We start from the raw sequence: 26,419 nt of genomic DNA on the forward strand, positions 1-26,419 counted from the left end.
GGTAAATGGCTTTTAAACGCTCGCAGATTCTGCTTTGTGGTGGGACTGGCTGTACATCTTCCGGCTCCCAGACACTGGTAAAAGAATTCAAAAAAGAACTGATCAAACATGAATTAATGGACGAAGTTGAACTTGTCATAACGGGTTGTTTTGGCCTGTGTGAGCTTGGTCCTGTTGTAATCGTATATCCTGAAGGCACTTTCTACAGCCGTGTCGAACCAAGTGATATTCCAGAACTGGTTGAAGAACATTTGGTAAAAGGCCGTCCGTTGGAAAGACTGATCTACTCCGAAAAGAAAGAAGGCGAACATCCGCTTTCAATCAATGAACTCGGTTTTTATAAAAAACAGAAACGTATCGCGCTTGCCAACTGCGGCGTTATCGACCCTGAAGACATTGAAGAATATATTGCTTTTGACGGTTATATGGCCCTCGAAAAGGTACTGTTCAAAATGACGCCTCAGGAAGTTATCGACGAAGTCAAGGCTTCCGGACTCCGCGGCCGTGGGGGCGGCGGTTTCCCAACTGGTTTAAAATGGCAGTTCGCTTACAACGCTGATTCACCGGACGGGGTAAAATTCGTAGCCTGTAACGCCGATGAAGGTGACCCTGGCGCGTTTATGGACCGTTCCGTTCTGGAAGGTGACCCGCACCGCCTTATTGAGGCCATGGCCATTGCCGCTTACGCTATCGGCGCGCAGAAAGGCTATGTCTATGTCCGTGCTGAGTACCCGATCGCTGTTAAGCGTCTCCAGATTGCCATCGACCAGGCAAAAGACTACGGCCTGCTAGGGGACAATGTCTTCGACACAGACTTCAGCTTTGATCTGGAAATCCGTCTGGGCGCCGGCGCTTTTGTCTGCGGTGAGGAAACCGCGCTCATGAACTCTGTCGAAGGTAAACGTGGCGAACCAAGACCAAGACCGCCGTTCCCGGCTAACAAGGGTCTTTTTGAACGTCCGACGGTTCTGAACAACGTTGAAACCTACGCGAATATTCCGACCATTATCTTAGAAGGTGCGGAATCCTTCGCTTCTGTTGGTACAGAAAAATCCAAAGGCACCAAGGTATTTGCCCTTGGCGGTAAAATTAACAACACCGGTCTTCTTGAAATCCCCATGGGGACAACACTCAGAGAAGTTATTTATGAAATCGGCGGCGGTATTCCCAACGGCAAGGCCTTCAAGGCAGCCCAGACAGGCGGCCCCTCCGGCGGGTGTATCCCAAGCTCCGAGCTGGATATCCCCATCGATTATGACAACCTCATCAGTATCGGCGCCATGATGGGCTCCGGCGGTCTCATCGTTATGGATGAAGACAACTGTATGGTTGACGTTGCCCGTTTCTTCCTCGATTTTACCCAGGACGAATCCTGTGGTAAGTGCCCGCCGTGCCGTATTGGTACAAAGCGTATGCTTGAAATCCTCGAACGCATCTGTGACGGCAAGGGTGAAGAAGGCGATATCGAACGTCTTGAAGAACTGGCAGAAGGTATCAAGGCTTCCGCGCTCTGCGGCCTGGGCCAGACAGCCCCGAACCCGGTATTATCCACCATCAAATATTTCAGAGATGAATATGAAGCCCACATCTACGAAAAGAGATGTCCGGCCGGCGTCTGCCGTAACCTGCTGAACTATGTCATCGACGAAGAAAAATGTAAAGGCTGCGGTATCTGTGCCAAGAAGTGTCCGGGCGACGCGATCACCGGCGAAAAGAAAAAACCGCATGTTATCGACGCAGCGAAGTGCGTGAAATGTGGCGCCTGTATTGAAGCCTGCCCGTTTAACGCGATTGCGAAAGCCTGATCGGAGGATAAATGACTATGAGCGATGTAACATTTAAAATAAATAATATGGAAATCACCGTTCCAGAAGGGATTACGGTTTTAGAAGCAGCCAGAAGACACAATATTGATATTCCGACTTTATGTAATTTAAAGGACGTTAATGAAATTGGTGCCTGCCGTATGTGCCTGGTAGAAGTGGTCGGCGCGAAAGCGCTCCAGGCGGCCTGTGTTTATCCGGTAGCGCCTGGAATCGAAGTGCTCACCAACACACCGAGAGCTAGGAAGGCAAGACGTGTTAACCTGGAGCTGATTTTATCCAACCACAACCGTGAATGTACCACCTGTATCCGCAGCGAAAACTGTGAACTGCAGAGCCTGGCGAAAGATCTGGGCATCAGCGACATTCCTTTTGAAGGCGAAAAATCCGGCCACCATATCGACAATTTGTCACCGTCCATCGTGCGTGACGAATCCAAATGCGTGCTGTGCAAGCGCTGTCTGGCGATCTGTAATAAAGTACAGAAAATCGGCGTTCTGGGCGCTGTAGGCCGCGGCTTTACCTCCCAGGTACAGCCAGTATTCAATAAATCCATCGCAGAAGTCGGTTGTATTAACTGCGGTCAGTGCATTGTCAACTGCCCGGTTGGCGCTCTGAAAGAAAAAAGCGACATCAACAGGGTATGGGACGCTCTGGGCGATCCGACCAAAACCGTTGTGGTTCAGTCTGCGCCGGCAGTAAGAGCTGCCCTCGGCGAAGAATTTGGCCTCCCCATGGGAACCAATGTTACCGGGAAACTGGCAGCAGCCCTGAGAAGACTGAATTTTGACGGTGTTTTCGACACCGATTTCGGCGCCGACGTTACCATCATGGAAGAAGGCACCGAGTTGATCAACCGTGTGAAAAACGGCGGCGTCCTGCCCATGATCACCTCCTGCTCACCAGGATGGATCAAGATGATCGAAACCTATTATCCGGAAATGATCCCGCATCTTTCCAGCTGTAAATCACCTCAGAATATGACTGGCGCGCTCTTAAAGAGCCACTATGCCGAAATGAACGGTATTGATCCCAAGGATCTGGTCGTCGTCTCAGTAATGCCGTGTACCGCGAAAAAATATGAGGTACAGCGCGACGAGCTGAGTGTGGATGGCAATCAGGATGTGGATATCTCCATCACCACCCGCGAGCTGGCCAGAATGATCAAGGAAGCCCGTCTGGATTTCCCGGCACTGCCTGACGAAGAATTTGACCCGTATTACGGTGATTACTCCGGCGCTGCTGTTATCTTCGGCGCAACCGGCGGCGTCATGGAAGCCGCGGTCCGTACAGTGGCCGACGTCTTAAATGACAAGGATATTCAGGAAATTGACTACGAAGCCGTCCGCGGCGTCGATGGTCTTAAGACTGCAGAAGTGGAAGTAACCCCTGATATGACCGTTAAAGTAGCGGTTGCCAGCGGGGGCTCCAATATCCGTAAGGTTATGGAAGGCATTAAGAGCGGTGAATTCAAGGATTATCATTTCATCGAGCTTATGGCCTGCCCAGGCGGTTGTGTCAACGGCGGCGGACAGCCCATTATCTCCGCAAAACGGAAAATGGAAGTGGATATCCGTGCCGAGAGAGCAAAGGCCCTTTACAGTGAGGATGCCGGCAAAAAATACCGGAAATCCCACCAGAACCCCTCCGTCATCCGGATTTATGACGAATTCCTTGGTGAACCGGGTGGTCACAAAGCGCACGAGCTGCTCCATACCACCTATTCGCAGAAAGCTAAAGTCTGACTGCGTCACTAACACAGGTCCCCCATTAATTTAAGATAAATAGATACAATCCTGCCGGATACAATGTCTGACAGGTTGTATCTTTTTTTGTTTTTAAAGGGTATCGCAGTGATACCCTTTGTTTTTTGCTTTAAAGTACCGTTTGTTTGTGATAGAATAAGGCCATATTACATTAGAAAAGAGAGTGAGCATGATAAATAAAAAACCAGAGCTGGTTATTTTTGATATGGATGGCCTCATGTTTGACACGGAGCGGCTAAGCCACGAGGCATGGACCCGGACTGGGGAAGAAAATGGCTTTCGCTATACCATGGACATTACAAGGAAGAAGCTGGGACTGGGTAAAAAAGGCGTGCGTGCGCTTTTTTCCCAGTATTTTGGAGCCGGCGCGCCCATTGAGCAGTGGCACCGCCGCTCCCATGAGATCAAACGGGAGCTTGTCAACGAGCAGGGTGCCGGGATCATTAAGCCGGGGCTGGTCAGCCTGTTAAAATATTTGGCTGGGCAGGGAATTAAAACCGCCATCGCGTCCTCCAGTGACCGGGAGATGATCGACCACTACCTCAAGATCACCGAACTTCCACACTATTTTGACCACATTACATCCGGTGAGGAGGTGGAAAAGAGTAAGCCGGATCCAGAAATCTTTTTAAAAACCTGCGCGGCCCTGGGCATAGCGCCTGGGGAGGCCCTGGTGCTGGAGGACGCCTATTCCGGGTTTGAGGCGGCCCGGTCAGGCGGAATCCCGGTGTTTTTTGTGGAGGATCTTCGGGAACCGGATGCTCATATCTACGAGGGAGCTGACGGCGTTTTTAAGAATCTGAACGAAGTACAGCATTTTCTTGAAAACAGAAGGGCGCCTGAGTATAATAAAATCAAACATCTGTAAAAGCAGAGAGGAGAGGAAAAATGTTTAAGAGGAAAAGACATTATCTGAGCCAAAGTATCACAGCCCTTGCGCTGGCGTTGATGCTTGTTATCGGAGCGATGCCCATAACGCCGGCTTTTGCTCAGGTGGCAGAAGCCACTGGAGCGGCTCAGGAAGAGACAGAAGCCCTGGAAGAAAACACAGCGCCGGCCGCGGCGGATACAGAAACGGTTATTCCCGCGGCGGAAAACGCGCCGAAAAACCTGACCGTTCTCCACACCAACGACATGCACGGCGCGCTGGTCAGCAGCGGCACCAGCACCATTGGGGCGGACGAGACCGCTGGTGTTCGGGAGGCCACCGAAAAAGCTGAAAATACCCTGCTGGTGGACGCCGGAGATGCAACTCAGGGCGGTACCCTGGCCGCGCTGAGCCAGGGCGCGGATGTCATTACTCTGATGAACGCGGCAAAATACGACGCCATGGTCCTTGGCAACCATGAATTTGATTACGGGCAGGACGTTCTGCTTGAAAATGTGAGAAACGCGGATTTTCCTGTGTTGTCCGCCAATACGGTTTATAAGGATACCGGCCGGCCTATCCTGGAGGGCATCCCCTACGCGGGCGGCACCCAGACCAACAACGGCCAGTATACCATCATTGAAAGAGACGGCGTAAAAATCGGGATTTTTGGCGTCACTACGCCTGAAACCGCCACCAAGACCAACCCGAAGGGAATTGAGGGCATTGCCTTTAACCCCGTAGAGCCTGTGGCCCGGGAGATGATTGCCACCCTGAAGGCCCAGGGCGCAGAGGTCATTATCTGTCTGGCCCATCTGGGCGTGGACCCGTCCACCAGCAAAGAAAACAGCAGCGTCGGCCTGGCCGAAGCCCTCGGCGCCGGCAGCGGGCTGGATATGATCATTGACGGCCACAGCCACACTGTCTATTCAGAAGTAGAACCCCAAAGTGGCATTTTGATCGAGCAGACTGGCAGCAGCTCCAAAAACATCGGGAAGATCAATGTGACAATGGACAACGGCACAAATACTGTTTCCGGTAAGCTCATCGACGCGGAGACCGCTTTTAAGGTTTATAATCCAGACCCTGCAGTGACTGCCCTGGCAGACCAGCTTGTGGCTGCCAATGAGGAAAAACTAAAGCCCGTCATTGGCAATACCCGCACCGCTCTGTGGGGAGGCTGGGTTGGCAGCAGTAACATCGCACGAGTCGGAGAGATCAATCTGGGCAGCCTCATCGCAGACGCTATGGCCCAGGAGGCAAGGGAGCTGCTGGCCAGCGACGCGTACAAGGACAGCCCCTATAAAAATCTGCCCATCGTAGCGCTGGAAAACGGCGGCGGTGTGCGGGCCACCATCAAGCGGGGCGCCATCACTGTTGGCGACAGTATCAACGTCCTGCCCTTTGGCAATACCCTGGCCTTTAAAGAGGTCACACCGGCCATTTTGTACGAAGCCATGGAAAACGGTGTGAGCAAGGTAGTCTCCCAGGACCCGGAAACCGGGCTGATATCCGGACAGGGAGGCTGTTTTCCCCAGATCAGCGGCATGTCCTTTACCTATGATCCCGGAAAGCCCCCGAGAGATACTCAGGCAGGCGAGGAAGGCAGCCGGGTGACCGCCATATATCTGGACGGCAGCAGTGAGCCGCTGAGCCGGGATGACACCACCACAAAAATTGTCCTCTGCTCCAACGATTACGAGATCGCCGGCGGCGACGGTTACAGTATGCTGGTGGGTCTGCCCAGTGTGGGTGAGGGCGGGAGCCTGGAGGAAGTGTTCCGCGATCACCTGACCAGGCTGACTGCAGAGGGCGGCGGCAGCTTCCTGGTACCCCCCTCACAGGGAAGAATCCAGACTGCAGGCGCTTACGAGCCCAAGCCTTACGCGGTTTCGATTAAAGTGACAGGCCCCGCCGAGATGGGCAGCCTGGCCGGAAAAACCGTCGAGTATCAGGTCGATGGCGGTGCTGTTCAGACCGGTGTTCTGGATGGAGACGGCGCGCTGGTATTTGACCTTCTTCCAGACGGCCCCCATGGCATCCGGATCGGAGATGCCGACGATGTGCTGGTCAATAATTACAGCGGCGACATTGCGGTGAATGTGGAGGTGAAGGAAAAACTGACCATCAACGAGACACCGCAGCCGCAGCCAAAACCGGAGCCAGAGCCTGTAAAGCCTGAAACGCAGGAGAAAGCAGAGGCGCTTAACCCGCATACCGGGACGGCAGCCAATGCACGTCAGGCCGGCGGCGCGGCCCTGGTCCTGGCGTTTGTGACCACTGCGGTGGCAGCCGGCGCGTGGAAACAGCGCAGACAAAAGGCCAGTTGATGCTGTGAGTCAAAATCCAACCCGTATCACGGCGATACGGGTTGGCGTTTTGGGAAGTAATAAAACGTTACGTCCCGGTTTGTATAAAACTTGACACTTAAAAAAAACTGTGCTATCTTATTAAGCAGAGTGAGCAGAAAAAGCCTCACGAAGGGGTACACCACCGCGGGTGTAGAACTTCGTGAGGCTTTTTTTGCTTTTTTAATTTAAGGAGGAAAAGGATGATCACAGTGAATGGCAAAACCTGTCCCTGTACAGACGGTCTGTGCTTGAAGGCCTTTTTAGATCAGTCGGGCTATGAGCACAGCCGGGTGGCCGTAGAGCTGAACGGTGAAATTGTACCAAAGGATGCCTATGAGACCAGAACGTTAAAAGACGGAGACCGAATGGAGATCGTCTGCTTTGTGGGCGGTGGCTGAGATGTGGATAAGGCTGAATGGAAAAGGCTATGAAACAAGGGCGGAGAGCTTGTACGCGCTCTGCAGAGAGCTGGGGTTTACCAGTGAAAACCGGGTGGTGATCCTGAATGGCTACCAGAGCGGCGAAGATATCCCTTTACATAAGGGAGACGTGATAACCACCATCGAGAAAGGGAAACTGCCGCCAGAGGACTGCCTGGAGGAAATGCTCTGTGCCCGCCACACGCCCGGCGTGCATGAAAAGGTCAGGAAGGCCCGGGTGGCTGTGGCTGGCCTTGGCGGACTTGGCTCAAACATTGCCCTCAGTCTGGCGCGCACCGGTGTGGGAACCCTGCATCTGGTGGACTTTGACGTGGTGGAGCCCAGTAACCTGAACCGGCAGCAGTACCGGATCAGCCATCTGGGTATGTCCAAGGCCGAGGCGCTGAAGCAGGAGATCGCCGAGGTCAATCCCTTTGTGCGGGTGGTGGCTGAGACACTGCGGGTAACCAGGGAGAACGCTCCAGCGCTTTTTAAAGAGGACCCCATTGTCTGCGAGGCCTTTGACAACCCCGAGGCCAAGGCAATGCTGGTGAATACCCTGCTTACGCAGTGCCCGGAAAAGGCCCTTGTGGCGGCGTCGGGCATGGCGGGATACGGGAGCGGCAACCAGATCAAAACGCGCCGTGTGATGGAAAACTTTTACCTTTGCGGGGATGGGGAAACCGCAGCCGAGCCAGGCTGCGGCCTAATGGCACCGAGGGTTGCCATCTGCGCCGGGCATCAGGCCAATACAGTATTGAGATTAATTTTAGAATGCAAAACAGTATAAAGGAGACAAACAACATGGAAAACAAAGACCAGCTTATGATTGGCGGACACGCCTTTTCATCCCGTTTTATTCTGGGCTCGGGAAAATACTCCCTGGAGCTTGTAAGCGCCGCGGTGGAGAAAGCCGGGGCGGAGATCATCACTCTGGCGCTGCGCCGGGCCAATACAGGCGGAACCGACAATATCCTCGATTATATTCCGAAAGGGGTAACCCTGCTGCCCAACACCTCAGGGGCGAGAAACGCCGGAGAGGCGGTGCGGATCGCCCGGCTGGCGCGGGAGATGGGCTGCGGGGATTTTGTGAAAATTGAAGTGATCCATGACACCAGGTATCTGCTGCCAGACAATTATGAAACCGCCCGTGCCACAGAGGTCCTGGCAAAGGAAGGCTTTGTAGTTATGCCCTACATGTATCCAGACCTCAACGCCGCCCGGGATATGCAGAACGCCGGAGCCGCTGCCGTCATGCCCCTGGGTTCGCCCATCGGCTCCAATAAGGGCATCTGTACCCGCGAGTTTATTCAGATTCTCATCGACGAAATCGACCTGCCCGTTATCGTGGACGCAGGCATTGGCAGGCCCTCACAGGCCTGCGAGGCAATGGAGATGGGCGCAGCCGCCGTCATGGCCAACACAGCCATCGCCACCGCGGGCGATATTCCGGCCATGGCAGAGGCCTTTAAAAAGGCCATAGAAGCCGGCCGCGCCGCTTACCTTTCCGGCATGGGACGGGTATTGGAAACCGGCAGTGCTGCCTCATCACCCCTGACCGGATTTTTACAGGAATAGGAGGGCAAGATGAAGGAACGAATCGACCATATGACCTGCCTGCCTGGCATGGAGGACATTGGCTCTGAGCTCATGGACCAGGTGCTGGCCGCAGTGGACGCCTTTGATTATGAGGCCTTCACCGGGGAGGATGTCCGCCGGGCGCTGCAGAAGGCCACGCTGAAACCAGAGGATTTTGCGGCGCTGCTGTCACCGGCGGCCATGCCTTATTTGGAGGAAATGGCGCAGCGGGCACAGCTTGAGACCCGCAGGCACTTCGGCAATTCCATCAATCTGTTCACACCGCTTTACATTGCGAATTACTGCGAGAACTACTGCATTTATTGCGGCTTTAACTGCCATAATAAGATACACCGCGCCCGGCTGAACCCAGAAGAGATCGAGCGGGAGATGCAGACCATTGCAGCTACCGGTCTGGAGGAAATCCTGCTGTTGACCGGTGAGAGCCCAAAGATGTCCAATGTGGAATACATCGGTGAGGCCTGCAGGATCGCGCGAAAATATTTTAAGGTAGTGGGCCTGGAGGTTTACCCGATGAACACAGAGGATTACAGGTATCTGCACGACTGCGGGGCAGATTTTGTCACCGTCTTTCAGGAAACCTACAACAGTGATAAATACGAGACACTGCACCTGGCGGGCCCAAAACGGATTTTTCCTTACCGGTTCAACACTCAGGAGCGGGCTGTCCGCGGCGGTATCCGCGGCGTGGGCTTCGCTGCCCTTCTGGGCCTTGACGACTTTCGGAAGGACGCCTTTGCCACCGGTATGCATGCCTATCTGCTCCAGCGCAGATACCCCCATGCGGAGATTGCTTTTTCCTGTCCGCGGCTCCGCCCCATCATTAACAATGACAAGATTAACCCAAAGGATGTGCATGAGCCCCAGCTTCTGCAGATCATTACCGCCTACCGCCTGTTCATGCCCTTTGCCAGTATTACCATCTCCAGCCGAGAGTGCGCCCGGTTCCGGGATAACATTATCAAAATCGCCGCGACCAAAATCTCCGCAGGGGTCGATGTGGGTATTGGCGGCCACTCTGGCGAGGCCCGGGGCGACGAACAGTTCGAAATCGACGACGGCCGGACTGTGGAGGAGATTTACAGCATGATTCTGTCTGAAAACCTTCAGCCGGTCATGAGCGAGTATATCTATGTTTGAGATTGTCGCTGTGACAAACCGGAGCTGCTGCCCGGCTGGCCGTGCGTTTGCCGCTCAGGTGGCGCGGATTGCGGCATCGGGGGTGAGCAAGGTTATACTGAGAGAAAAGGACCTGACGCCAGAAGCCTACAAAGGGCTGGCTGTGGCATTCCTGAGAGACTGCAAAGACTGCGGCGCTGAGCTTTTTCTCCACAGCTTCGTGGCAGTGGCCAGGGAGCTGAACCACGCCGAAATCCATCTTCCCCTGCCGGTTTTGGAGGCGCAGCCCAGCCTCCGGCAGGATTTTAAGACCATCGGCGTGTCCGTCCACTCCCTGGAGCAGGCCAGGATTGCGCTGCGCCTGGGCGCGGATTATCTGAGTGCCGGCCATGTGTTTGCCACGGACTGTAAAAAGGGCCTGGCGCCCAGAGGGCTGAGCTTTTTATCCGAAATCTGTGGTGAGGCGCCCATTCCGGTTTATGCCATCGGCGGCATTTCGGCGGCAAATATCCAGAGCGTACGGGAGGCAGGCGCTGCCGGAGCCTGCGTGATGTCCGGAATTATGGAGAGCGAGTCACCAGAGGCGTATGTGGGCGCGCTTCTTCAAAAAATCGGATAAACCAATAGACCTGCTGTTTATAGGAACGGCAGGTTTTTAATTTAGGCAAAGCGTTTTGGAAAATGGTATAATAGGGGAAGAAAAAACAGGGAGATGAAAAACGTGGAAGAGGACAACGCACAGCAGCAGAAATTTAAAAAGATGACAGAGACGCCTGTGGAGCCGCTGATCTGCCGGATGGCAGTTCCCACCATTATCAGTATGCTGATCACGTCGATTTATAATATGGCCGATACCTTTTTTGTGGGGCGCATTGGCACCAGCGCTACAGCGGCTGTGGGCATCGTGTTTTCACTGATGGCCATTATCCAGGCCATTGGTTTTTTCTTCGGACAGGGCTCCGGCAACTATATTTCCAGGAAGCTGGGGGCCCAGGAGGTAGAGGAGGCCTCGCGCATGGCGGCGACGGGTTTTTTCAGTGCGCTTTTGACCGGGGCGGCGGTCATGCTTCTGGGCTTCTGCTTTTCTGAGCCATTCTGCAGGCTGTTGGGAGCCACAGAAACCATCATGCCCTACGCCCAGGATTATACGCACCTGATCCTGATTGGGGCACCCTACATGACTGCGGCGCTGGTGCTTAACAATCAGCTCAGGCTTCAGGGCAACGCCTTTTATGCCATGATTGGTCTGGTCAGCGGCGGGCTTCTGAACATTGCGCTGGACCCGCTGTTTATCTTTGGCTTTGGGCTTGGTATCAGCGGGGCGGCCCTGGCAACCATTCTCAGCCAGCTCGTGAGCTTCTCGCTTCTTCTTTTGGGATGTAACCGAGCGGCGGGCAATCTTCCTATCCGCTTCCGGCATTTTTCGCCAAGCCTTGCCCGGTACCGCGCCATCGTAAACGGTGGCCTGCCAAGCCTTTGCCGGCAGGGGCTCGCCAGTGTGGCGACTATCTGTCTGAACACCGCAGCCGGCCCCTTTGGCGACGCGGCCATTGCGGCCATGTCCATTGTCACGCGGCTGACCCAGTTTGCTGCCTCGGCAGTGCTGGGCTTTGGGCAGGGCTTTCAGCCTGTGTGCGGCTTTAACTATGGGGCCAGGCGTTATGACCGCGTGCGCCGGGGCTTCTGGTTCTGTGTGGTGGTGGCCTCGGTGGTGCTGGTGGTACTCTCCAGCCTTGGAGAAATTTTTGCCCCGGGCCTCATTTCACTGTTCAGGGCGGATGACGCTCAGGTCATTGCCATTGGCGCAGAGGCTCTGCGCCTGCAGTGTATTACCTTTCCGCTCCTGGGCTGGGTGACGCTGTGCAACATGCTGCTTCAGAACATTGGGAAGGTGACCCAGGCCAGTATCCTCTCAGTGGCGCGCCAGGGGGTGTTTTTTCTGCCGCTGATCCTGCTTCTGCCAATGGCGTTCGGACTGCTGGGCGTTCAGATATGCCAGCCCATTGCCGATGTTCTGACCTTTGCGATTGCCATTCCTCTGGTGCTTCCGACACTGCGTTTTCTGCGCCGGGGAGAGGCGGTAAAGGCTGAATAAAAAAGTTAAGATTTTTTAATATTTTCAGGGTATATTTAATTATAAAATATTTGTCAGGAGATCATTTAGGAAAGGAGATGAACCCCATGCTCGAAAGGCTGAAAACATTGCTTCTGTCCACTGAGGATTTTAGGGAAATTGAGTTTGACGGTGAGAATTTCAGGGAGCTGCTGGCCCTGCGGGGCATCGCACAGAATCCCAAATACCACCCTGAGGGAGACGCCTTTACTCATACCATTCTGGTAATGAACCAGGCAGCCAGGCTTCGGACGCAGGCGTGGAGCCCCTTTGCTTTTATGCTGGCAGCGCTCTGCCACGATTATGGAAAAGCGGTCTGCACAGCGAAAAAGGATGGAAAGATTGTGTCTTACGGTCATGAAAAAAGCGGAGTGCCTTTGGCACAGAGCTTTATGGAACGTTTTGGCGTCGACCAGGAGACTCGCCGTCTGGTGTTAAACCATGTGGAGTACCATATGCGCCCAAACGGCCTGTACCTGCAAAACTCATCGGAAAAGGCCACCAGACGGCTGTTTAAAAAGTCGTTATGCCCGGAGGATTTGCTGCTGCTGGCAAAAGCGGACTCATCGGGACGTGGAATGGGCGGCCCAATGCGGAACTATGGGGACAACGAACAGTGGCTGAGGGAACGCCTGGAGGATTTTCACCGTTGGCAGAACGAAAATAAAATACAGAGAACAGACCAACCCGTATCGTGACGATACGGGTTCTTTTAAAAAGATGTGTTTTTAGTAGAGGAAAACGAAGTCAAAATTTGTTATAATTAAATAAAACTGTATTCAAAACTGCACCCTCCTTCAACAGACGGCCTCAAAAGCCCGGAGAGAGGATGTGGTTTAATCTGATTTTAGGGATGGAGCCTGAAAGCAGGAATAATGACAACACCAAAGGGGACAAAATGAAAATTTGCGTATGCTTTAAAATTGTACCAGACCTCGATCAGGTTCTGGAGACGGACTGGAAGGATATTTCCAGAGGACTGGACACCAGCTATGTAAAGAAGATGATCAATTGCTTTGATGAGACGGCATTGGAAATGGCCCTGCGGCTGAAAGAGATGGCGGCAGATACCGGTGCGGAGTGCACTGCCGTGACCGTTGGCGGGGGTCTGGCAAGCCTGATGAAGGGCCTGTACGCTGTGGGCTATGACAGGGTGGTTAATATTCCGCTTGAGCGCAGAGAATTCTGCCCTGAGACTGTGGCGGCGCTGTTGGCTGATTTTATAAAAAGCGGAAATTTCGACCTGGTGCTTTTCGGCAAACAGGCCGGTATGGCCGACAGCGGCATGGTGCCGCCGCTGTCGGCTGAGCTGCTGGGGCTTCCCTTTGTCGAAGACACCGTAGCGGCATTGCTTGAAAGCGGACAGCTTATGCTCGAACATGAGACCCCAGAAGGGCTGGAAGCCCTCAAGCTCAAATGTCCGGTAGCAGCTTCGGTGGGTGACGCAGAGTACGCCTACCTGAGGGTGGCGACGCTGCGGGAGAAAATGGCCGCGTCCAAGCGGGATATCGAGGAGTGGCCTGCCTTGAAGACAGAAGACACAATTCTGCCTGATTTTAGCCGCGAGAGTAGTGTGAAGGAATGTGTCATGATCGAGGGAGAGAGCGGCGCTGCAAAGGCCGGCGTGGTGTATGAAAAATGGATTGAGGGGATGATATCATGAAAGTAGTCTGTGTTTTTACAAGAGAAGATGATATCCTGAAAACAGCCGGACGCATAAATGCTTTTATCAGCGGTTTTGTGGCAAAAGGCGTTCAGAGAGAGGCCTGGTATCTGGGCGATGGGACAGAGGACGTGGCAGAGACGGCCTGCTGTGCGGCGGGTATCAACCGCATGGTGCGTTGCCCGGTGGGCGGCGAGGCTCTGCCCGAAAATCTGTTGGACAGTCTGGAAGCCCTGTATCAGGAGCGAAAGCCTGAGCTCCTGGTCTTTACCGGGGAAGCTGGGGCGTTGGCAGTACGGTTGTCTCTCAGGATCGGTGGTGCTTGCCTGACCGGCTGCCGGGCTGTGGGCGAGGACGAGGATGGGTTCTGGGTCCGGCGTCAGGTTTACAATTCCCACGCCGACGCAGTTTGCCGGCCTCAGGGGCGGCCGCTTGTATTGTCGGTTTCCAAGGCCGGGCCGGTATCGGAGAGCCCTGTTGGAGAGACAGAACAAGCTGCCATTACAGAGGTGAGCCCTGTACTTAAGCACTACGGCTACTGCCTGGACCGGAAGCTCAAGGCCAGCAGGGAAAAGAACCCGCTGGAGGAGGCAAAGCTGGTGCTGGTGGGCGGCAGGGGACTTGGCTCCAGAGAAAACTATGAGCGGCTGAAGCAGCTGGCCCGGGCCTGGGGCGGCGCCTGCGGCTGCACCCGGGCAGCAGCCATCAACGGGTGGGCCGACGTGGCGGATATTATCGGCCAGTCCGGCCATGTGCTCAGGGCTGAGCTGTGCGTCACACTGGGCGTGTCGGGCGCGGCGCCCTTTATGGCAGGGGTCGAGAATGTAAAAGAACTGGTGGCGGTCAACAATGACCCTGACGCGCCGGTTTTTAAAGGCGCGAATTACGGAATTGTGGGCGATGCCCTGGAGGTTTTAGAGGCCTGGGAAAAGCAGGCAGAGGAGCAGAGACATGAAAATTGAGGCGATGACAGAAAAATATGAGCGGTGTCTGAGGGACGAATCCCGCATCCGCGGCAGAGCGGATGCGGTCTGCTTTCCCGGAAGCTTCGAGGAAGCCTGTGAGGCCGTAGACCATGCCCGGAGGAGCGGGCTGCGCGTTACGCCCCAGGGAGCCCGTACCGGGCTGACTGGGGGAGCCGTGCCAGAGGGCGGACTGATTGTGGACTGCCAGGGCCTGAAGGGACTGGAGCTGAGAGAAGGGCCGGTCTTGTATGCTGAGGCAGGCGTCACGCTGGAGCAGCTCCATGCCTTTTTAAGGAAAGAGCCTTGGGTATTCCCGCCGAATCCCACCGAGGAGAGCGCAGCGCTGGGCGGACTGTTCGGCTGTAACGCCATGGGAATCGACGGGCAGAAGACAGCGCCCTGGGTCAGAAAGCTCTGGTGGCTCACAGCCGCAGGCGCGGTATGGGAAATCAGCCGCGGCAGCTATATCTTTGATGACAGTGGCTGTGCTCTGCCGGAGGGCAGCCGCCTGAGATGTGAGACCTTTGAAAGCTCCGGCGTGCTGGGCGGACTGGTGGCTGTCAGACAGATGGATCTGATCGATTTTCTGGCAGGGAGCGAGGGGCAGCTGGGCATGGCTTTGGCCTTTGAGCTGGAGCTTGCGAAAAAACCGGACTGCGCCTGGGGCGTGCTGTATTTTCTAAGCACAGACCAGGCGGCTATGGCGCTCTGCCGGGCAGTAGCGCAGACGGAGAACAGCGGCAGCGTGACAGTGATGGAATACTATGACAGGGCGGCCCTCAGCCTGCTCTCCGCCGGTCGTCAGAGCGCTGCGGCGCTGCAGGAGCTTCCAGAGTTCCCCCAGGGCGCCTGCGCTGCGGTCTATGTCGAGCTGGCCGGGGACGACCCTGACGTCCTGGAGGGCGCGCTGTTTGAGCAGCTGGATATTTTTGAAGGGCTGGGCGGCAGTGAGGAACAGACCTGGGCGGCCAGCGAGCGCTATGAGATTGACCGCCTCAGGAAACTGCGGCACGTGGCGCCAGAGCTGGCCAATGGGAAGATCGATTCTCTGAGCCAGGCTGTGCCCGGGCTTACCCGCCTGTCCTCGGACCTGAAGGGGCCGGCCGAAAAGGCAGAGGAGTATCTGGAAATGTACCGCGGAGGCATTGCCCAAAAGGGGGTGCATGCTGTGATATACGGCACGGCCGCACAGAACCGTTTCCATGTCAATTTTCTGCCAGAGACACTGGAGGAAAGAGCGGAATGCGAGGCGTTGATGGCAGAATGGGCAGCCCGGGCAGCTGCGGACAGCGGCCAGATTGTCACCGAAAACGGCGCGGGCCTGCTGAAGCGGGAGCTGGCCCTGCGCTTTGTACCAGAGGCGGTAAAGCGACAGATAAAGACAGTGAAGGAAGCGCTTGACCCAGAGGGAGTTTTTAAATGAAAATAATCGTGTGTATCAAGCAGGTTCCAGCCCTCTCAGAGGCCAGCATGGACAGAGAGAAGGGGGTGCTGGTGCGGACTGGCGAGAATAAGATCAATCCCTACGACCTGCGGGCCATCGAGACTGCTCTGCGGCTGAAAGAAGCCCTGGGCGGAGAGGTGACAGCGCTGACCATGGGGCCAGAGTCCGCTGAGCAGGCGCTGCGCACCGCTCTGGCCATGACTGCGGATCACGCCTGTCTCATGAGTGACCGCGCCTTTGCGGGAGCTGATGTGCTCATGACAGCCCGGACGCTGGCCCAAGGGATTAAGGCCCTGGGCGGGGCAGACCTGATCATCTGCGGGCAGCAGACCACCGATGGCGACACGGCCCAGGTACCCTTTTCGCTGGCGGAGCAGCTGAATATCCCGGTCATTGGCTGGGTGCGCGAGATTGTGAGCGCTTCAGAGGATCGGCTGGAGGCCTGCCAGGAGCTGACCGGAAGGAGCTGCCAGGTGTCCGGTGGGCTGCCCCTGGTGCTGGCTGTCAACCCTACTATCTGTGAAGCGCGGATCCCAGGGCTGCGGGCTAAGCTGAAAGCAGGCAGGCAGGTGGTACAAAGGCTGGCTCTGAGCGATCTGGAACAGCAGGACAGTGAAACCTACGGCCTCTCAGGCTCACCCACCCGGGTGGTGCGCCTGTTTCAGCCGGAGACAACGGCCAAAAATCCGGTTCTGGAGCTGACAGACAGCCAGAGCGCAGCACTCTTGCTGGATGTGTGGAAAAGCGTAAAGGAGGCAGATGAGTGAGGACAGCACTAATCTATTTACAGGAGAGCCCCGGCGGACTGCACCCCGTATGCGCGGAGCTGGCGGCAAAGGGCTTAGAGCTGGCAGATGATACCGCTGGTGTGCTTATCTGCGGGGGATTGACGCCGGAGCTTACAGCAGCGCTGCGAAGCAGCGGCCTGGGCCGGGTTTACCTATATACGATTCCAGCAGCTGGTGTGTTTCTGCAGGAGGCGCACAAGGCAGCGGTGACAGACTGTGTGCGGCGGCTGGAGCCTGAAATACTGCTGTTCGGCGCAACGCTTGAAGGACGTTCCCTTGCCCCCATGATTGGGGCAGCTTTTAAGACAGGAGTGACGGCAGACTGCACAGAGCTCTCCCTCAACAGCGCGGGGCAGCTGGTTCAGACCCGTCCGGCCTTCGGCGGCCACATCATGGCCAGTATTCTGACCAGAACCGCGCGCCCCCAGATCGCCACAGCACGCCAGGGCGTGTTCAAGGCACAGCCCAAAGCGGCCGGAGACTGTGAGATCATCCCCTGTGAGCTGCCCGGAGATATTCAGCCGCGGCTGCAGATTGAGGACGAGGGCGCCGCGCCGGCTGGGGAAAAGGGTAGGCGCCCAGTGGTGGTGGCTGTGGGCGGTGGCCTGAGGGACAAGGCTGACCTGGCGCTGTTTGAGAAGCTGGCCGAAAAGCTGGACGCGGATCTGATGTGCTCCCGGGTGCTGGTGGAGCGGGGCTTTCTGCCCCAGAGAAGACAGATCGGTCTCAGCGGCAACGCCATCTCGGCAGAACTGCTGCTGTGCTTTGGCATATCCGGCTCAGTCCAGTTTTTATCAGGCATTAAGGGCGTTAAGCGCCTCTGTGCGGTTAACGAGGACCGGGAAGCTGAGATCATGAAAAACGCGGATTATCCGCTGCTGGGCGACCTGTACGGTGTGGCCCGCGCCATGCTTGCGGCAGAGGTCGATTGATAAAAGTACGATATCATGTTACTGTAAAATGATATTGAAAATATGAGCGAAAATGATTTTCTGGAAAGGGCCATCCGCTGGAGGAAGTGACTACCCCTGTTATCCTGATTAACAGGGAAAATTACGGCTTTAAAAAGCTTCTCTGCAATACATCACAGCAAAGAAGACCAATAAAAGAACCCGTATCGCCACGATACGGGTTCTTTTTTAAAGCTTTTTCGGGCTGTTGAACACAAAATAAAACGATGTAATAATAAAAATTAAATAATATACTTTACAAAATGATATTATACGTTGTATAATATCATTAACGATATAAAGAAAGGAGATGCGAGGATGATTTTTCAATTAGGCTCCGCACTTCTGGACGCCTGTGTGCTGGCCGTTCTCTCAGAGGAGGACGCTTATGGCTACAGTCTGACACAGCGGGTCAAAAGTGTGCTGGATATTTCAGAATCCACCCTTTACCCGGTGCTCAGGCGTCTGCAAAAGGAAAAGTACCTGGCCACCTACGATAAGCCCTTTCAGGGACGGAATCGCCGTTATTACGCCATTACGGAAAGCGGAAGGGCCAAGCTGGCAGAATACCGGGAAGAGTGGGATATTTACAAGGAAAAAATAGATTCGCTTCTGATAGGAGGTGGCGTGAATGAATCGTGAAGAGTATATGGCAGCGCTGGAAAAGCACTTGAGAAAGCTGCCAAGGGATGAAAGGGAAAATGCCCTGGTGTATTACAATGAATATTTTGATGACGCCGGGCCGGAAAATGAGGACAGGGTTATCGGGGAGCTGGGCTCGCCGGCCAAGCTGGCCGCGCAGCTGCGCAGCGAGTACGCCCTGAAGGGAAATGAGCAGGAGAAAAAGAAAATGCCTGTGGTGTTAATTGTGATCTTATCCATCTTCGCGGCGCCCATCGCCCTGCCATTGGTCATTGTGGCCGCGGCTTTGGTATTTGTGCTGATGGTGGTGGTTTTCGCCTTCCTGTTCGCCTTTGTGGTGACAGCGGTGAGCCTAATCCTGGGCGGTTTCCTCTGGATGGTGATCGGGCTGATTTTGATCTTTCAGAGCCCGGCGGCTACGCTGTTTTACGTGGGCGGCGGGGCGCTCGCGTTGGGGCTGGGGATATTGCTGGGCGTGGGCATGTACCACCTGATCCCCTGGGTGATCAGCGGTTTTAAGCGGATGGCCGAAGCGATTTTGGAATGGAGGAAAAATGCATGAAATTTGAATCAAAAAAGCTCTTGAAAATTGGCGGGATTCTGGCAGCCGGCGGACTTCTGCTCGCCGGGGTCGGCATGCTGCTGGGCGGCATGACCTCCACCTATATTGACAGCAGGGGAATCCATGTGATGAAGTATGAGGAAAAAAGGCTGGAATACCAGAAGATACCCGGTAAAATAGAGAACCTTGATATTGATTTTTCACTGGCAGACCTGGAAATAATCCTGGCAGATGAAAACGCCATTGAGGCAGTCTACTATGAGGACTCGGCAAAGCCTGTGATCCATCAGGACGGGAACACCACTGCCATCACCAGCAGGAGCCAGGAGGAAAACCGCATGGTTCTTATGGGCGTCGGCAACATTTACGGCAACTCAAAGATCAAGGTCTACCTGGATAAAAAGGAAACGGGCCAGTCTCTGGACGCCAGGGTGGACAATGGCAAGATCCAGTTTAACGGCCCCAGGGCCTTTAAGGCGCTGTCGGTTCAGAACCATCTGGGCAGTATAAATATGGCCTCCGTCAAAGCAGACAGCATGTATATAAAGCTGGACAACGGCGATCTGGACGCGAGCGATGTTGAGACCAAGAGCTTTACAGTGGAGAACCATCTTGGAAAAATCAAGGCGGCCAATATCCGTGCCGATGAGGGAAGCATTAAAAACGACAATGGAAAGATCACCCTGACGGACAGCACCTATAACATGCTGACCGCCGAGGACCACCTGGGCGATATTGTCGGCGAGGGGTTAAGCATTAAGGGTGGACAGTTCAAAAATGACAATGGCAAGATTAACCTGAGCGGCGCCATAGAGGGAGAAATCAACGTGACAGCCCATCTGGGGGATGTGAACATCAAGACCAGTATTTCCCGGGAAACGGCCGGATACCAGCTGAGCACCAGCTTAGGCAAGGTGGTGGTTGACGGCGCCAAATACGAGGAAGCCGTGCGGGATGAAAACCAGAGCGCCACCAGCCGCTTTGTCATCAACAATAACAACGGCGATATCCGTCTGGATTTTGGAAAACAGTAAGCCGCTATATCAATTTAGTCAACCCGTATCGCCACGATACGGGTTGATTTTTGCGTTGTGTATAAAATTAAGGGTACATGCTATAGGGAGGGCCTCAAAATGTCAAAAATGATCCATATTCTGACATAATTGATCATAGGAACCTCAGCCGTAAAATGGTATAATCTTAACATCAAAGACAGGAGTGAAGCTTACATGGTCATTACCTATGAAACAGAGAGTACGGCCTATAAAGATAAAAATGCACTGTACGTCAATGCCACCAACCGCTGCAATAACCGCTGCGTGTTCTGCCACCGGTTTAACCGGGAGGAGGAGGCCAGCCGTATGGACGAGCTGTGGCTTGAGCGGGAGCCGGCAGTGGAGGAGATTTTAAACGATATCCGGGCGAGGGATATGGCGAAGTATGACGAAATCGTCTTTTGCGGCTACGGCGAGCCGACCTGCCGCCTGAAGGATATTCTTGCGATCGCGCGGGTGCTGAAGCAGGAATACGGCGTGGAAGTCCGGCTGAACACCAACGGCCTGGCCGACACCCTGTACGGTGAGGATGTCACCCCCTGGCTTGCCGGCCTGGTGGATGTGGTATCCGTGAGCCTGAACGCGCCAGATGCAGAGGAATACGAGGCCCTGTGCCGCCCCCAGGCAGAGCACGCCTTTGAGCACATGCTCCGCTTCGCGGAAAACGCCGCGCGTTTTGCAAAGGTCTATATGACCATCATCGACACCATGAGCCCGGAGGGGCAGGCCGCCTGTCTTCGGATCGCAGAGGAATGCGGTGCAGCGCTTAAAGTACGCCACTACCTGCGGTGAGATGATGAGAAGATGAAAGAGGCTGCCTGCGGGCGGCTTTTTTTTGATTGGACAAATTTGTTAAGGAAAAGGACAAAAATAAGGGAGCTCAGGTATGGTATAATTTTAGCAGAGGAGGGATTGGTATGGCGGTTCAGGTAATGGAGTGGGGTTATATAGACTGGAAGCATGTCAAGACAGAAAATAACCCAAGACAGAATATGAATATTGGCATTGTGGTGATCGAGCCCGGCAGGCATCTGGCCGAGCATGTGCACTACGGACAGGAGCAGCTGCTTTACGTGCTGCAGGGCAGGGGCATTTACTACATTAACGGAGAGCGTGTCGAGCCTGAGCCAGGGCAGATCTTTTATATGGAGGCAGGAAGCTCCCATGAGGTCTATAACCCCACCGACGGGCAGATAAAAGAGCTGCTGGTCTCCAACCCGGTATACGGTGCGGAGGAGATTTCCATCGATACACTAATAAACCTGGAGGCACCGTCAGACGATATTCTTTATGCGGCTGTGGAGGGCGTGCGCCAGCAGTCCATCGACCCGCTCAAGCTGCCCCTGACCATCTACGACACTGCGGGCAAAACAGTGCTGCAGACAAACTGTTTTCCGGATTACTGCACAGAGCGCTGCAACCCGTTTGGCAGCAGCAGCTGTCCATGCCGGGGCATGGGACAGGCGAACCTGAGCGAGCCCTGGGATTACCGGCAGTTTGTCTGCCCCTACGGCCTGACCCTTTACCAGCAGCCCATCGTGCATGAAAACCGGTGCATCGGTGTGATTCAGGGCGGTTATATCCTGTTGTCCACCATGAAAAGCGAGGGCAAGACCAGCGACCGCACCGAGGAGCTGTACGATACGCCGGAGAGCACAGCCCTGAGCATCCGCATGCTGCTCAGGAGGATTGCCGAGCATATTGTGAGTTTCTGCGTGTTCAGCGACGCCCGCAGGGTGCTGGAAGCCAAGGAGAGGGACATCGACGACGCCCAGAAATACAGCAAGCGGCTGGAAAAAAACCTCAAGGCTGCCCAGAATATCGTGACCGACCTGCGCATCAACCACCATTTTCTGTTCAATACCCTGAACTGTATGGCCGGTATGGCTCTGGATAAGGATGCTTACGAGTTGTACGACGCCATCATCGACCTGTCCAAGATGTTCCGCTACACCACCAAGACCAAGGAGAACTTTGTGCCCTTCAGCCAGGAGGCCGCTTACCTTAAGACCTATCTGAAGCTCCAGAAGCTGCGCTACGAGGACAGCCTGCAGGTGGATATCAAGATTAATACTCAGCTTGACGACTGGCTGGTGCCCTTTAACTTTTTACAGCCCATCGCGGAGAACGCCTTTACCCATGGCTTTGACACCAACAACCTGAAAAAGCGGCTGTCTGTCACGGCTCAGCCAAGCGGCAGCAAGGTACTGATCTCCATCTACAATAATGGCGCGGTGATTGACTACGGCACCCTGAGCCGCATAAACGACAGCCTGCCCTCGGGCAGTGAGCATGGCCTGTCACTGATTTATGCCAAGCTGAAAATGCGCTTCGGCCCGGATTTTTCGATGAATGTGTACTCCGATGAGCGCATCGGCACATGGATTATTCTGGAATTGCCCTACTCATATCAAAAGGAAGTGGAGAACGATGATTAAAGTGGTTATCGCTGACGACGAAAAGGCCGTTTCCAAGATCATACAGCATTTTATCGCGCGCGAAAAGCTGCCGCTCCAGGTTGAGGGCGTTGCCCTGGACGGGGAGAGCGCCCTGCAGATGATCCGCCAAAAGAAGCCGGATCTGGTATTTCTGGACATCAAGATGCCCCTTATGGACGGCTTTGAGGTCATGGAAGCCCTGAAGGAGCAGGCGATTGATGTGAAGATTGTGATTATCACTGCCTACGAGTCCTTCGAGTACGCCCAGCGGGCCCTGCGCATGGGCGCCAGGGATATTATTCTCAAACCCATTGAGTATGAGCAGTTTACCCAGGCTCTGCTCCGGTCTGTGGGCTGGAATTTTACGGGTAATGACCTGGTTAACCAGGTGCTGGAGTACATTCACACCCATTTTACAGAGAAGATCGAACTCCAGCTGCTGTCGGAGCAGTTTCACGTCACAGCCAGCTACCTTTCCAAGCAGTTTAAGCGCTACGTGGACACCAACCTCATCGGCTATGTGAACAAAATCCGGATTGAGCACGCTGTCGATCTGCTGAAAAACGAACCCTACAGCATACAGGAGGTGGCTAAGCAGGTGGGCTATGAGAATGTGAATTATTTTTACAAAAAGTTCAAGGAGCAGACCGGACGTATGCCGTCAGATTATCTGAAGAAGTAAAATATATAAGCTGTCACGATATTATAGTGACAGCTATTTTTGTGTCAACTGGATAAAAATGATCATGAAATCGACAATTCTCTTCATAGATTGCGCTTTGTAATCGTGTTAGAATGAGATCATCGAAAACAAACACAGAAAACGAAGTGAGGTATTGAAATGTTAAAAACAACAAGGGTACTGGATCCGGAAGTCTATTCCATCGTAGAGGCAGAGCTTGACCGTCAGGAGCACAACATCGAAATGATCGCGTCTGAGAGCACTGCGCCCACGCCGGTCATGGAGCTGAGCGGCTGTGTATTCACCAATAAGACTGAGGAAGGGTTGCCGGGAAACCGATTCCAGGCTGGCTCTGAACAGGCTGACGCCATTGAAAGCCTAGCCTGTCGCCGCGCGCTGGAGCTTTACGGCGCCGAGTATGTTAATTTACAGCCATACTCCGGGTCAACCGCAAACTACTGCGTGTTTAACGCGGTGCTGAACCCGGGAGATAAAATTCTGAGCATGCGTCTGGACCAGGGCGGCCATCTGACCCACGGCTCCCCGGTGAATTTCCTGAGAAAAGTTTATGAATATGACTTTTACGGGGTTGATAAGGAAACCGAGGTCATCGACTATGACGCTCTGGAGGATCAGGCCATGGCATATAAGCCAAAGCTTTTAATCACCGGCGCCAGCTCTTACCCGAGACTCATCGACTATGAGCGCATGGCCAAGATCGCCAAGAACTGCGGCGCGATTTTGATGAACGACATGGCTCACATCGCGGGCCTGGTCGGGGCCAAGGTCATCCCAAGCCCGATCCCGCACTGCGATTTTGTCTCCTCCTCCACCACCAAAACCTTCTGCGGCCCGCGCGCCGGTATGGTTTTCTGCAAGAAGGAATACGAAAAGGCTCTGAACAAATCCGTGTTCCCGGGCACCCTGGGTTCCATCCACCTGAACACTATTGCCGCCAAGGCTTATTCTTTCAAATATATCGGCACGCCAGCGTTCAGAGAGATTATGGAGCGTGTTGTCCGCAATGCCAGAGCCCTGGCCAAGGAACTCCAGGGCTACGGCTTCCGCATCATCAGCGGAGGCACTGACAACCATATTGTCATGGTCGATTTAAGACCAAAGGGACTGACTGGAAAGAGCTTTGAGCAGGCTTTGGAATATGTGGGTATTACAGTCAATAAGAATATGATCCCATTTGATATGGAAAGCCCCTTTGTGTGCAGCGGCGTAAGAATCGGCCTGACCTCTACTGCTCAGCGTGGGCTGGAGGAGGACGCCATCAGGGAAATCGCTGAGATCATGGACAAGGTCGCGAAGGACCCTGAAAATATGACGAATCTGGACGCCTGTAAGGCACAGGCCCGGGCGTTAATTTCCAGATACCCGCTGTACCCGGCCGGCTATTTTGAAGATTAATCAGTAGAGATGAGCTGTCAGCCGCTGTATAAAGAATTACAGCGGCTTTGCCAGTAAACGAGAGGGGAAATTATGTTAGAGAGTATTGCAACAAGTGTCAACGATGTGGTCTGGAGTATCCCGCTGATTATTCTGATTCTGGGCACCGGCGTCTATTTTTCGGTGCGGATGAAATTTCCGCAGCTGCGGCTCATCAAGGAGATGTTCCGGCTGCTGAACGATAACAAAGGCAAGGGTACAGATGAAGGGGTATCTGGTCTGCGTGCATTTATCATGACCGCCGCAGGGCGTGTGGGCGTCGGCAATATCGCCGGTATGGCCACGGCCATCGCTCTGGGGGGCCCGGGGGCAATCTTCTGGCTCTGGGTGGTAGCGCTGTTCGGAACAGCCATCGCCCTCATCGAGTCCACTCTGGCCCAGGCATATAAGATCACTGTCAACGGCGAGTTCAGAGGAGGTCCGGCCTACTATATCGAGCGGGGAATTGGTAAAAAATGGTATGCTAAGGCCTTTGCCCTGGTCACAATTCTGGCGCCCGGTATCCTGATGCCCGGGGTCCAGTCCTATAATATTACCTCAAGCCTGAACCAGGCCTTTGGCTGGAACACCCTCATCATTGCCATCGTGCTGGCCGCGGTGGTCGGAATCTGCATTTTCGGCGGCGTAAAGCGTATCTCAGCCGTGGCGGAAAAGGTTTCCCCCTTTATGGCCTGCGCCTATCTTCTGGTTTCCTTTATCATCATCGGAACCAACATCAGCAAGGTGCCCGGCGTGTTTATGATGATCATCCAGTCTGCTTTCAGTGTCCAGCCGGTTTTTGGCGCGCTGGCCGGCGCGGCTCTTTCCAAGGGCGTGATGCGCGGCGTGTTCGCCAATGAGGCAGGACAAGGAACTTCAGCCATCATGGCCGGCTCTGCCGATGTATCGCACCCGGTAAAGCAGGGGCTGGCCTCGTGCCTGAGCGTTTACGCAGGGACCATCCTGGTCTGTACGACCTCTGCTTTTATGATTTTGCTGACCGGCTGCTACAACGTGGTCGGACCAGCCGGCGGCTTCCTGTTCGAGGGCATGCCCGGAAAGGAATATGGCGTCGCCTATGTACATGGAGCCATCGACACCATCTTTCCCGGCTTCGGAGCGCCCTTTATCGCGGTTTCCATCCTGCTTTTCGCCTTTATTGCCCTCCTGGCTTATTACTACTATGCCGAGAGCAATCTGGTTTACGTTTTTCATGAGACAAAGGCGTGGATGAAGAGCAACAAGCCCTTCCTGTACGTGTTCCGCGGAATCTTTATTCTGGCCGCGTTCCAGGGCTGCCTGCAGGCTGTGTCTGTGGTGTGGACCATGGGCGACATTGGTTGTGGGCTGATGACCTGGCTTAACGTGATCGCAGTGCTGATTTTGAGCAACCAGGGTCTGGCAATCTTCAAGGATTACGAGCGCCAGAAAAAACTGGGGCTGGAACCCGTCTTTGATCCAGACCTTCTGGGAATCCAGAATGCTGGCAGCGTCTGGCGGGACCGTCTGGATGAGTATAAAGTCGCTCAAAAGGCCGAAGCGGAAGAAAAGGGACTTGCCGCATAAAAAAACAACCCGTATCGGGACGGTACGGGTTGTTTTTGTAGTTTGGCTAAAAGAAGAAAAGATAAATATTATTTTTATAAATAATCTTGTTGACAATACTTCGCTTATACGATATACTTGAAAAAATAGTAAAAAAATAATATTCTGTATTTTTGGTAAATAAAAACCATTC

24 protein-coding genes are annotated in these 26,419 nt (G+C 54.3%); all 24 read left to right on the forward strand.

The genetic code is table 11. The features are described 5' to 3' along the window. Positions 1–5: 5 nt before the first annotated feature. The 24 genes from DW091_RS11570 to DW091_RS11685 all read left to right on the forward strand — a co-directional run bounded on the left by DW091_RS11570 (position 6) and on the right by DW091_RS11685 (position 26,247). A complete protein-coding gene (locus DW091_RS11570) occupies positions 6–1,805 on the forward strand; it encodes an NADH-ubiquinone oxidoreductase-F iron-sulfur binding region domain-containing protein (RefSeq protein ID WP_074617656.1) in 1,800 nt (599 codons plus the stop codon). Between the two features lie 11 nt (positions 1,806–1,816). Then, positions 1,817–3,568: an NADH-dependent [FeFe] hydrogenase, group A6 gene (locus DW091_RS11575; protein ID WP_118518214.1), complete on the forward strand. Its 1,752-nt coding sequence runs from the start codon at positions 1,817–1,819 to the stop codon at positions 3,566–3,568. Positions 3,569–3,758: 190 nt separating this feature from the next. Beyond that, positions 3,759–4,457 (forward strand): HAD family phosphatase, encoded by a 699-nt coding sequence (locus DW091_RS11580; RefSeq protein WP_118518215.1) that lies wholly within the window; start codon positions 3,759–3,761, stop codon positions 4,455–4,457. A 20-nt stretch (positions 4,458–4,477) separates the two neighbouring features. Beyond that, positions 4,478–6,787, forward strand: a complete 2,310-nt coding sequence (locus tag DW091_RS11585; protein WP_118518216.1) for a bifunctional UDP-sugar hydrolase/5'-nucleotidase — start codon at positions 4,478–4,480, stop codon at positions 6,785–6,787. 221 nt (positions 6,788–7,008) lie between these two features. Then, the gene (gene thiS, locus DW091_RS11590; protein ID WP_058695687.1) at positions 7,009–7,206 is read left to right on the forward strand and encodes a sulfur carrier protein ThiS; all 198 of its coding nucleotides are present in this window, start codon (positions 7,009–7,011) and stop codon (positions 7,204–7,206) included. Position 7,207: 1 nt separating this feature from the next. Further along, positions 7,208–8,017 carry a sulfur carrier protein ThiS adenylyltransferase ThiF gene (thiF, locus tag DW091_RS11595; protein ID WP_118518217.1) on the forward strand — a complete coding sequence of 270 codons (810 nt, stop codon included), beginning with the start codon at positions 7,208–7,210 and terminating at the stop codon, positions 8,015–8,017. A gap of 14 nt (positions 8,018–8,031) precedes the next feature. Next, the gene (locus DW091_RS11600) at positions 8,032–8,805 is read left to right on the forward strand and encodes a thiazole synthase (protein WP_118518218.1); all 774 of its coding nucleotides are present in this window, start codon (positions 8,032–8,034) and stop codon (positions 8,803–8,805) included. A 9-nt stretch (positions 8,806–8,814) separates the two neighbouring features. After that, the gene (thiH, locus tag DW091_RS11605) at positions 8,815–9,966 is read left to right on the forward strand and encodes a 2-iminoacetate synthase ThiH (protein ID WP_058695684.1); all 1,152 of its coding nucleotides are present in this window, start codon (positions 8,815–8,817) and stop codon (positions 9,964–9,966) included. Next, on the forward strand, positions 9,959–10,564 hold the full coding sequence (locus DW091_RS11610) for a thiamine phosphate synthase (RefSeq protein ID WP_058695683.1): 606 nt from the start codon (positions 9,959–9,961) through the stop codon (positions 10,562–10,564). The genes thiH and DW091_RS11610 overlap by 8 nt, the downstream gene beginning before the upstream one ends. Positions 10,565–10,657: 93 nt before the next feature. Continuing rightward, a complete protein-coding gene (locus DW091_RS11615; protein ID WP_118518219.1) occupies positions 10,658–12,040 on the forward strand; it encodes an MATE family efflux transporter in 1,383 nt (460 codons plus the stop codon). An 86-nt stretch (positions 12,041–12,126) separates the two neighbouring features. Further along, positions 12,127–12,756, forward strand: a complete 630-nt coding sequence (locus tag DW091_RS11620) for an HD domain-containing protein (protein WP_158577883.1) — start codon at positions 12,127–12,129, stop codon at positions 12,754–12,756. Positions 12,757–12,956: 200 nt separating this feature from the next. Then, a complete protein-coding gene (locus DW091_RS11625; RefSeq protein ID WP_158577884.1) occupies positions 12,957–13,721 on the forward strand; it encodes a hypothetical protein in 765 nt (254 codons plus the stop codon). After that, positions 13,718–14,683, forward strand: a complete 966-nt coding sequence (locus DW091_RS11630; RefSeq protein WP_118518222.1) for an electron transfer flavoprotein subunit alpha/FixB family protein — start codon at positions 13,718–13,720, stop codon at positions 14,681–14,683. The genes DW091_RS11625 and DW091_RS11630 overlap by 4 nt, the downstream gene beginning before the upstream one ends. Continuing rightward, a complete protein-coding gene (locus DW091_RS11635) occupies positions 14,673–16,109 on the forward strand; it encodes an FAD-binding oxidoreductase (RefSeq protein ID WP_118518223.1) in 1,437 nt (478 codons plus the stop codon). Before DW091_RS11630 ends, DW091_RS11635 begins: the two co-directional genes overlap by 11 nt. Continuing rightward, positions 16,106–16,897 carry an electron transfer flavoprotein subunit beta/FixA family protein gene (locus DW091_RS11640; RefSeq protein WP_118518224.1) on the forward strand — a complete coding sequence of 264 codons (792 nt, stop codon included), beginning with the start codon at positions 16,106–16,108 and terminating at the stop codon, positions 16,895–16,897. Before DW091_RS11635 ends, DW091_RS11640 begins: the two co-directional genes overlap by 4 nt. Then, positions 16,894–17,850, forward strand: coding sequence for an electron transfer flavoprotein subunit alpha/FixB family protein (locus DW091_RS11645; RefSeq protein WP_118518225.1), 957 nt, complete (start codon positions 16,894–16,896; stop codon positions 17,848–17,850). The genes DW091_RS11640 and DW091_RS11645 overlap by 4 nt, the downstream gene beginning before the upstream one ends. Positions 17,851–18,186: 336 nt before the next feature. Beyond that, complete coding sequence (locus tag DW091_RS11650) at positions 18,187–18,510, forward strand: PadR family transcriptional regulator (protein WP_058695670.1); 324 nt, start codon at positions 18,187–18,189, stop codon at positions 18,508–18,510. Continuing rightward, positions 18,500–19,072: a DUF1700 domain-containing protein gene (locus DW091_RS11655; RefSeq protein ID WP_058695669.1), complete on the forward strand. Its 573-nt coding sequence runs from the start codon at positions 18,500–18,502 to the stop codon at positions 19,070–19,072. Before DW091_RS11650 ends, DW091_RS11655 begins: the two co-directional genes overlap by 11 nt. Continuing rightward, a complete protein-coding gene (locus DW091_RS11660) occupies positions 19,069–20,106 on the forward strand; it encodes a DUF4097 family beta strand repeat-containing protein (protein WP_058695668.1) in 1,038 nt (345 codons plus the stop codon). The genes DW091_RS11655 and DW091_RS11660 overlap by 4 nt, the downstream gene beginning before the upstream one ends. A 195-nt stretch (positions 20,107–20,301) precedes the next feature. After that, positions 20,302–20,919 carry a TatD family nuclease-associated radical SAM protein gene (locus DW091_RS11665; protein ID WP_118518226.1) on the forward strand — a complete coding sequence of 206 codons (618 nt, stop codon included), beginning with the start codon at positions 20,302–20,304 and terminating at the stop codon, positions 20,917–20,919. Between the two features lie 125 nt (positions 20,920–21,044). Next, positions 21,045–22,565 carry a histidine kinase gene (locus tag DW091_RS11670; RefSeq protein WP_096920077.1) on the forward strand — a complete coding sequence of 507 codons (1,521 nt, stop codon included), beginning with the start codon at positions 21,045–21,047 and terminating at the stop codon, positions 22,563–22,565. After that, positions 22,558–23,247 (forward strand): response regulator, encoded by a 690-nt coding sequence (locus DW091_RS11675; RefSeq protein ID WP_058695665.1) that lies wholly within the window; start codon positions 22,558–22,560, stop codon positions 23,245–23,247. Before DW091_RS11670 ends, DW091_RS11675 begins: the two co-directional genes overlap by 8 nt. 159 nt (positions 23,248–23,406) lie before the next feature. After that, positions 23,407–24,663 carry a serine hydroxymethyltransferase gene (gene glyA / locus DW091_RS11680; protein WP_118518227.1) on the forward strand — a complete coding sequence of 419 codons (1,257 nt, stop codon included), beginning with the start codon at positions 23,407–23,409 and terminating at the stop codon, positions 24,661–24,663. Positions 24,664–24,735: 72 nt separating this feature from the next. Beyond that, positions 24,736–26,247: an alanine/glycine:cation symporter family protein gene (locus tag DW091_RS11685; protein WP_118518228.1), complete on the forward strand. Its 1,512-nt coding sequence runs from the start codon at positions 24,736–24,738 to the stop codon at positions 26,245–26,247. Positions 26,248–26,419 lie beyond the last annotated feature (172 nt).

It is taken from the genome of Eubacterium sp. AM05-23 (assembly GCF_003477535.1).
In the GTDB taxonomy this organism is placed as follows: Bacteria; Bacillota; Clostridia; order Eubacteriales; family Eubacteriaceae; genus Eubacterium; species Eubacterium maltosivorans.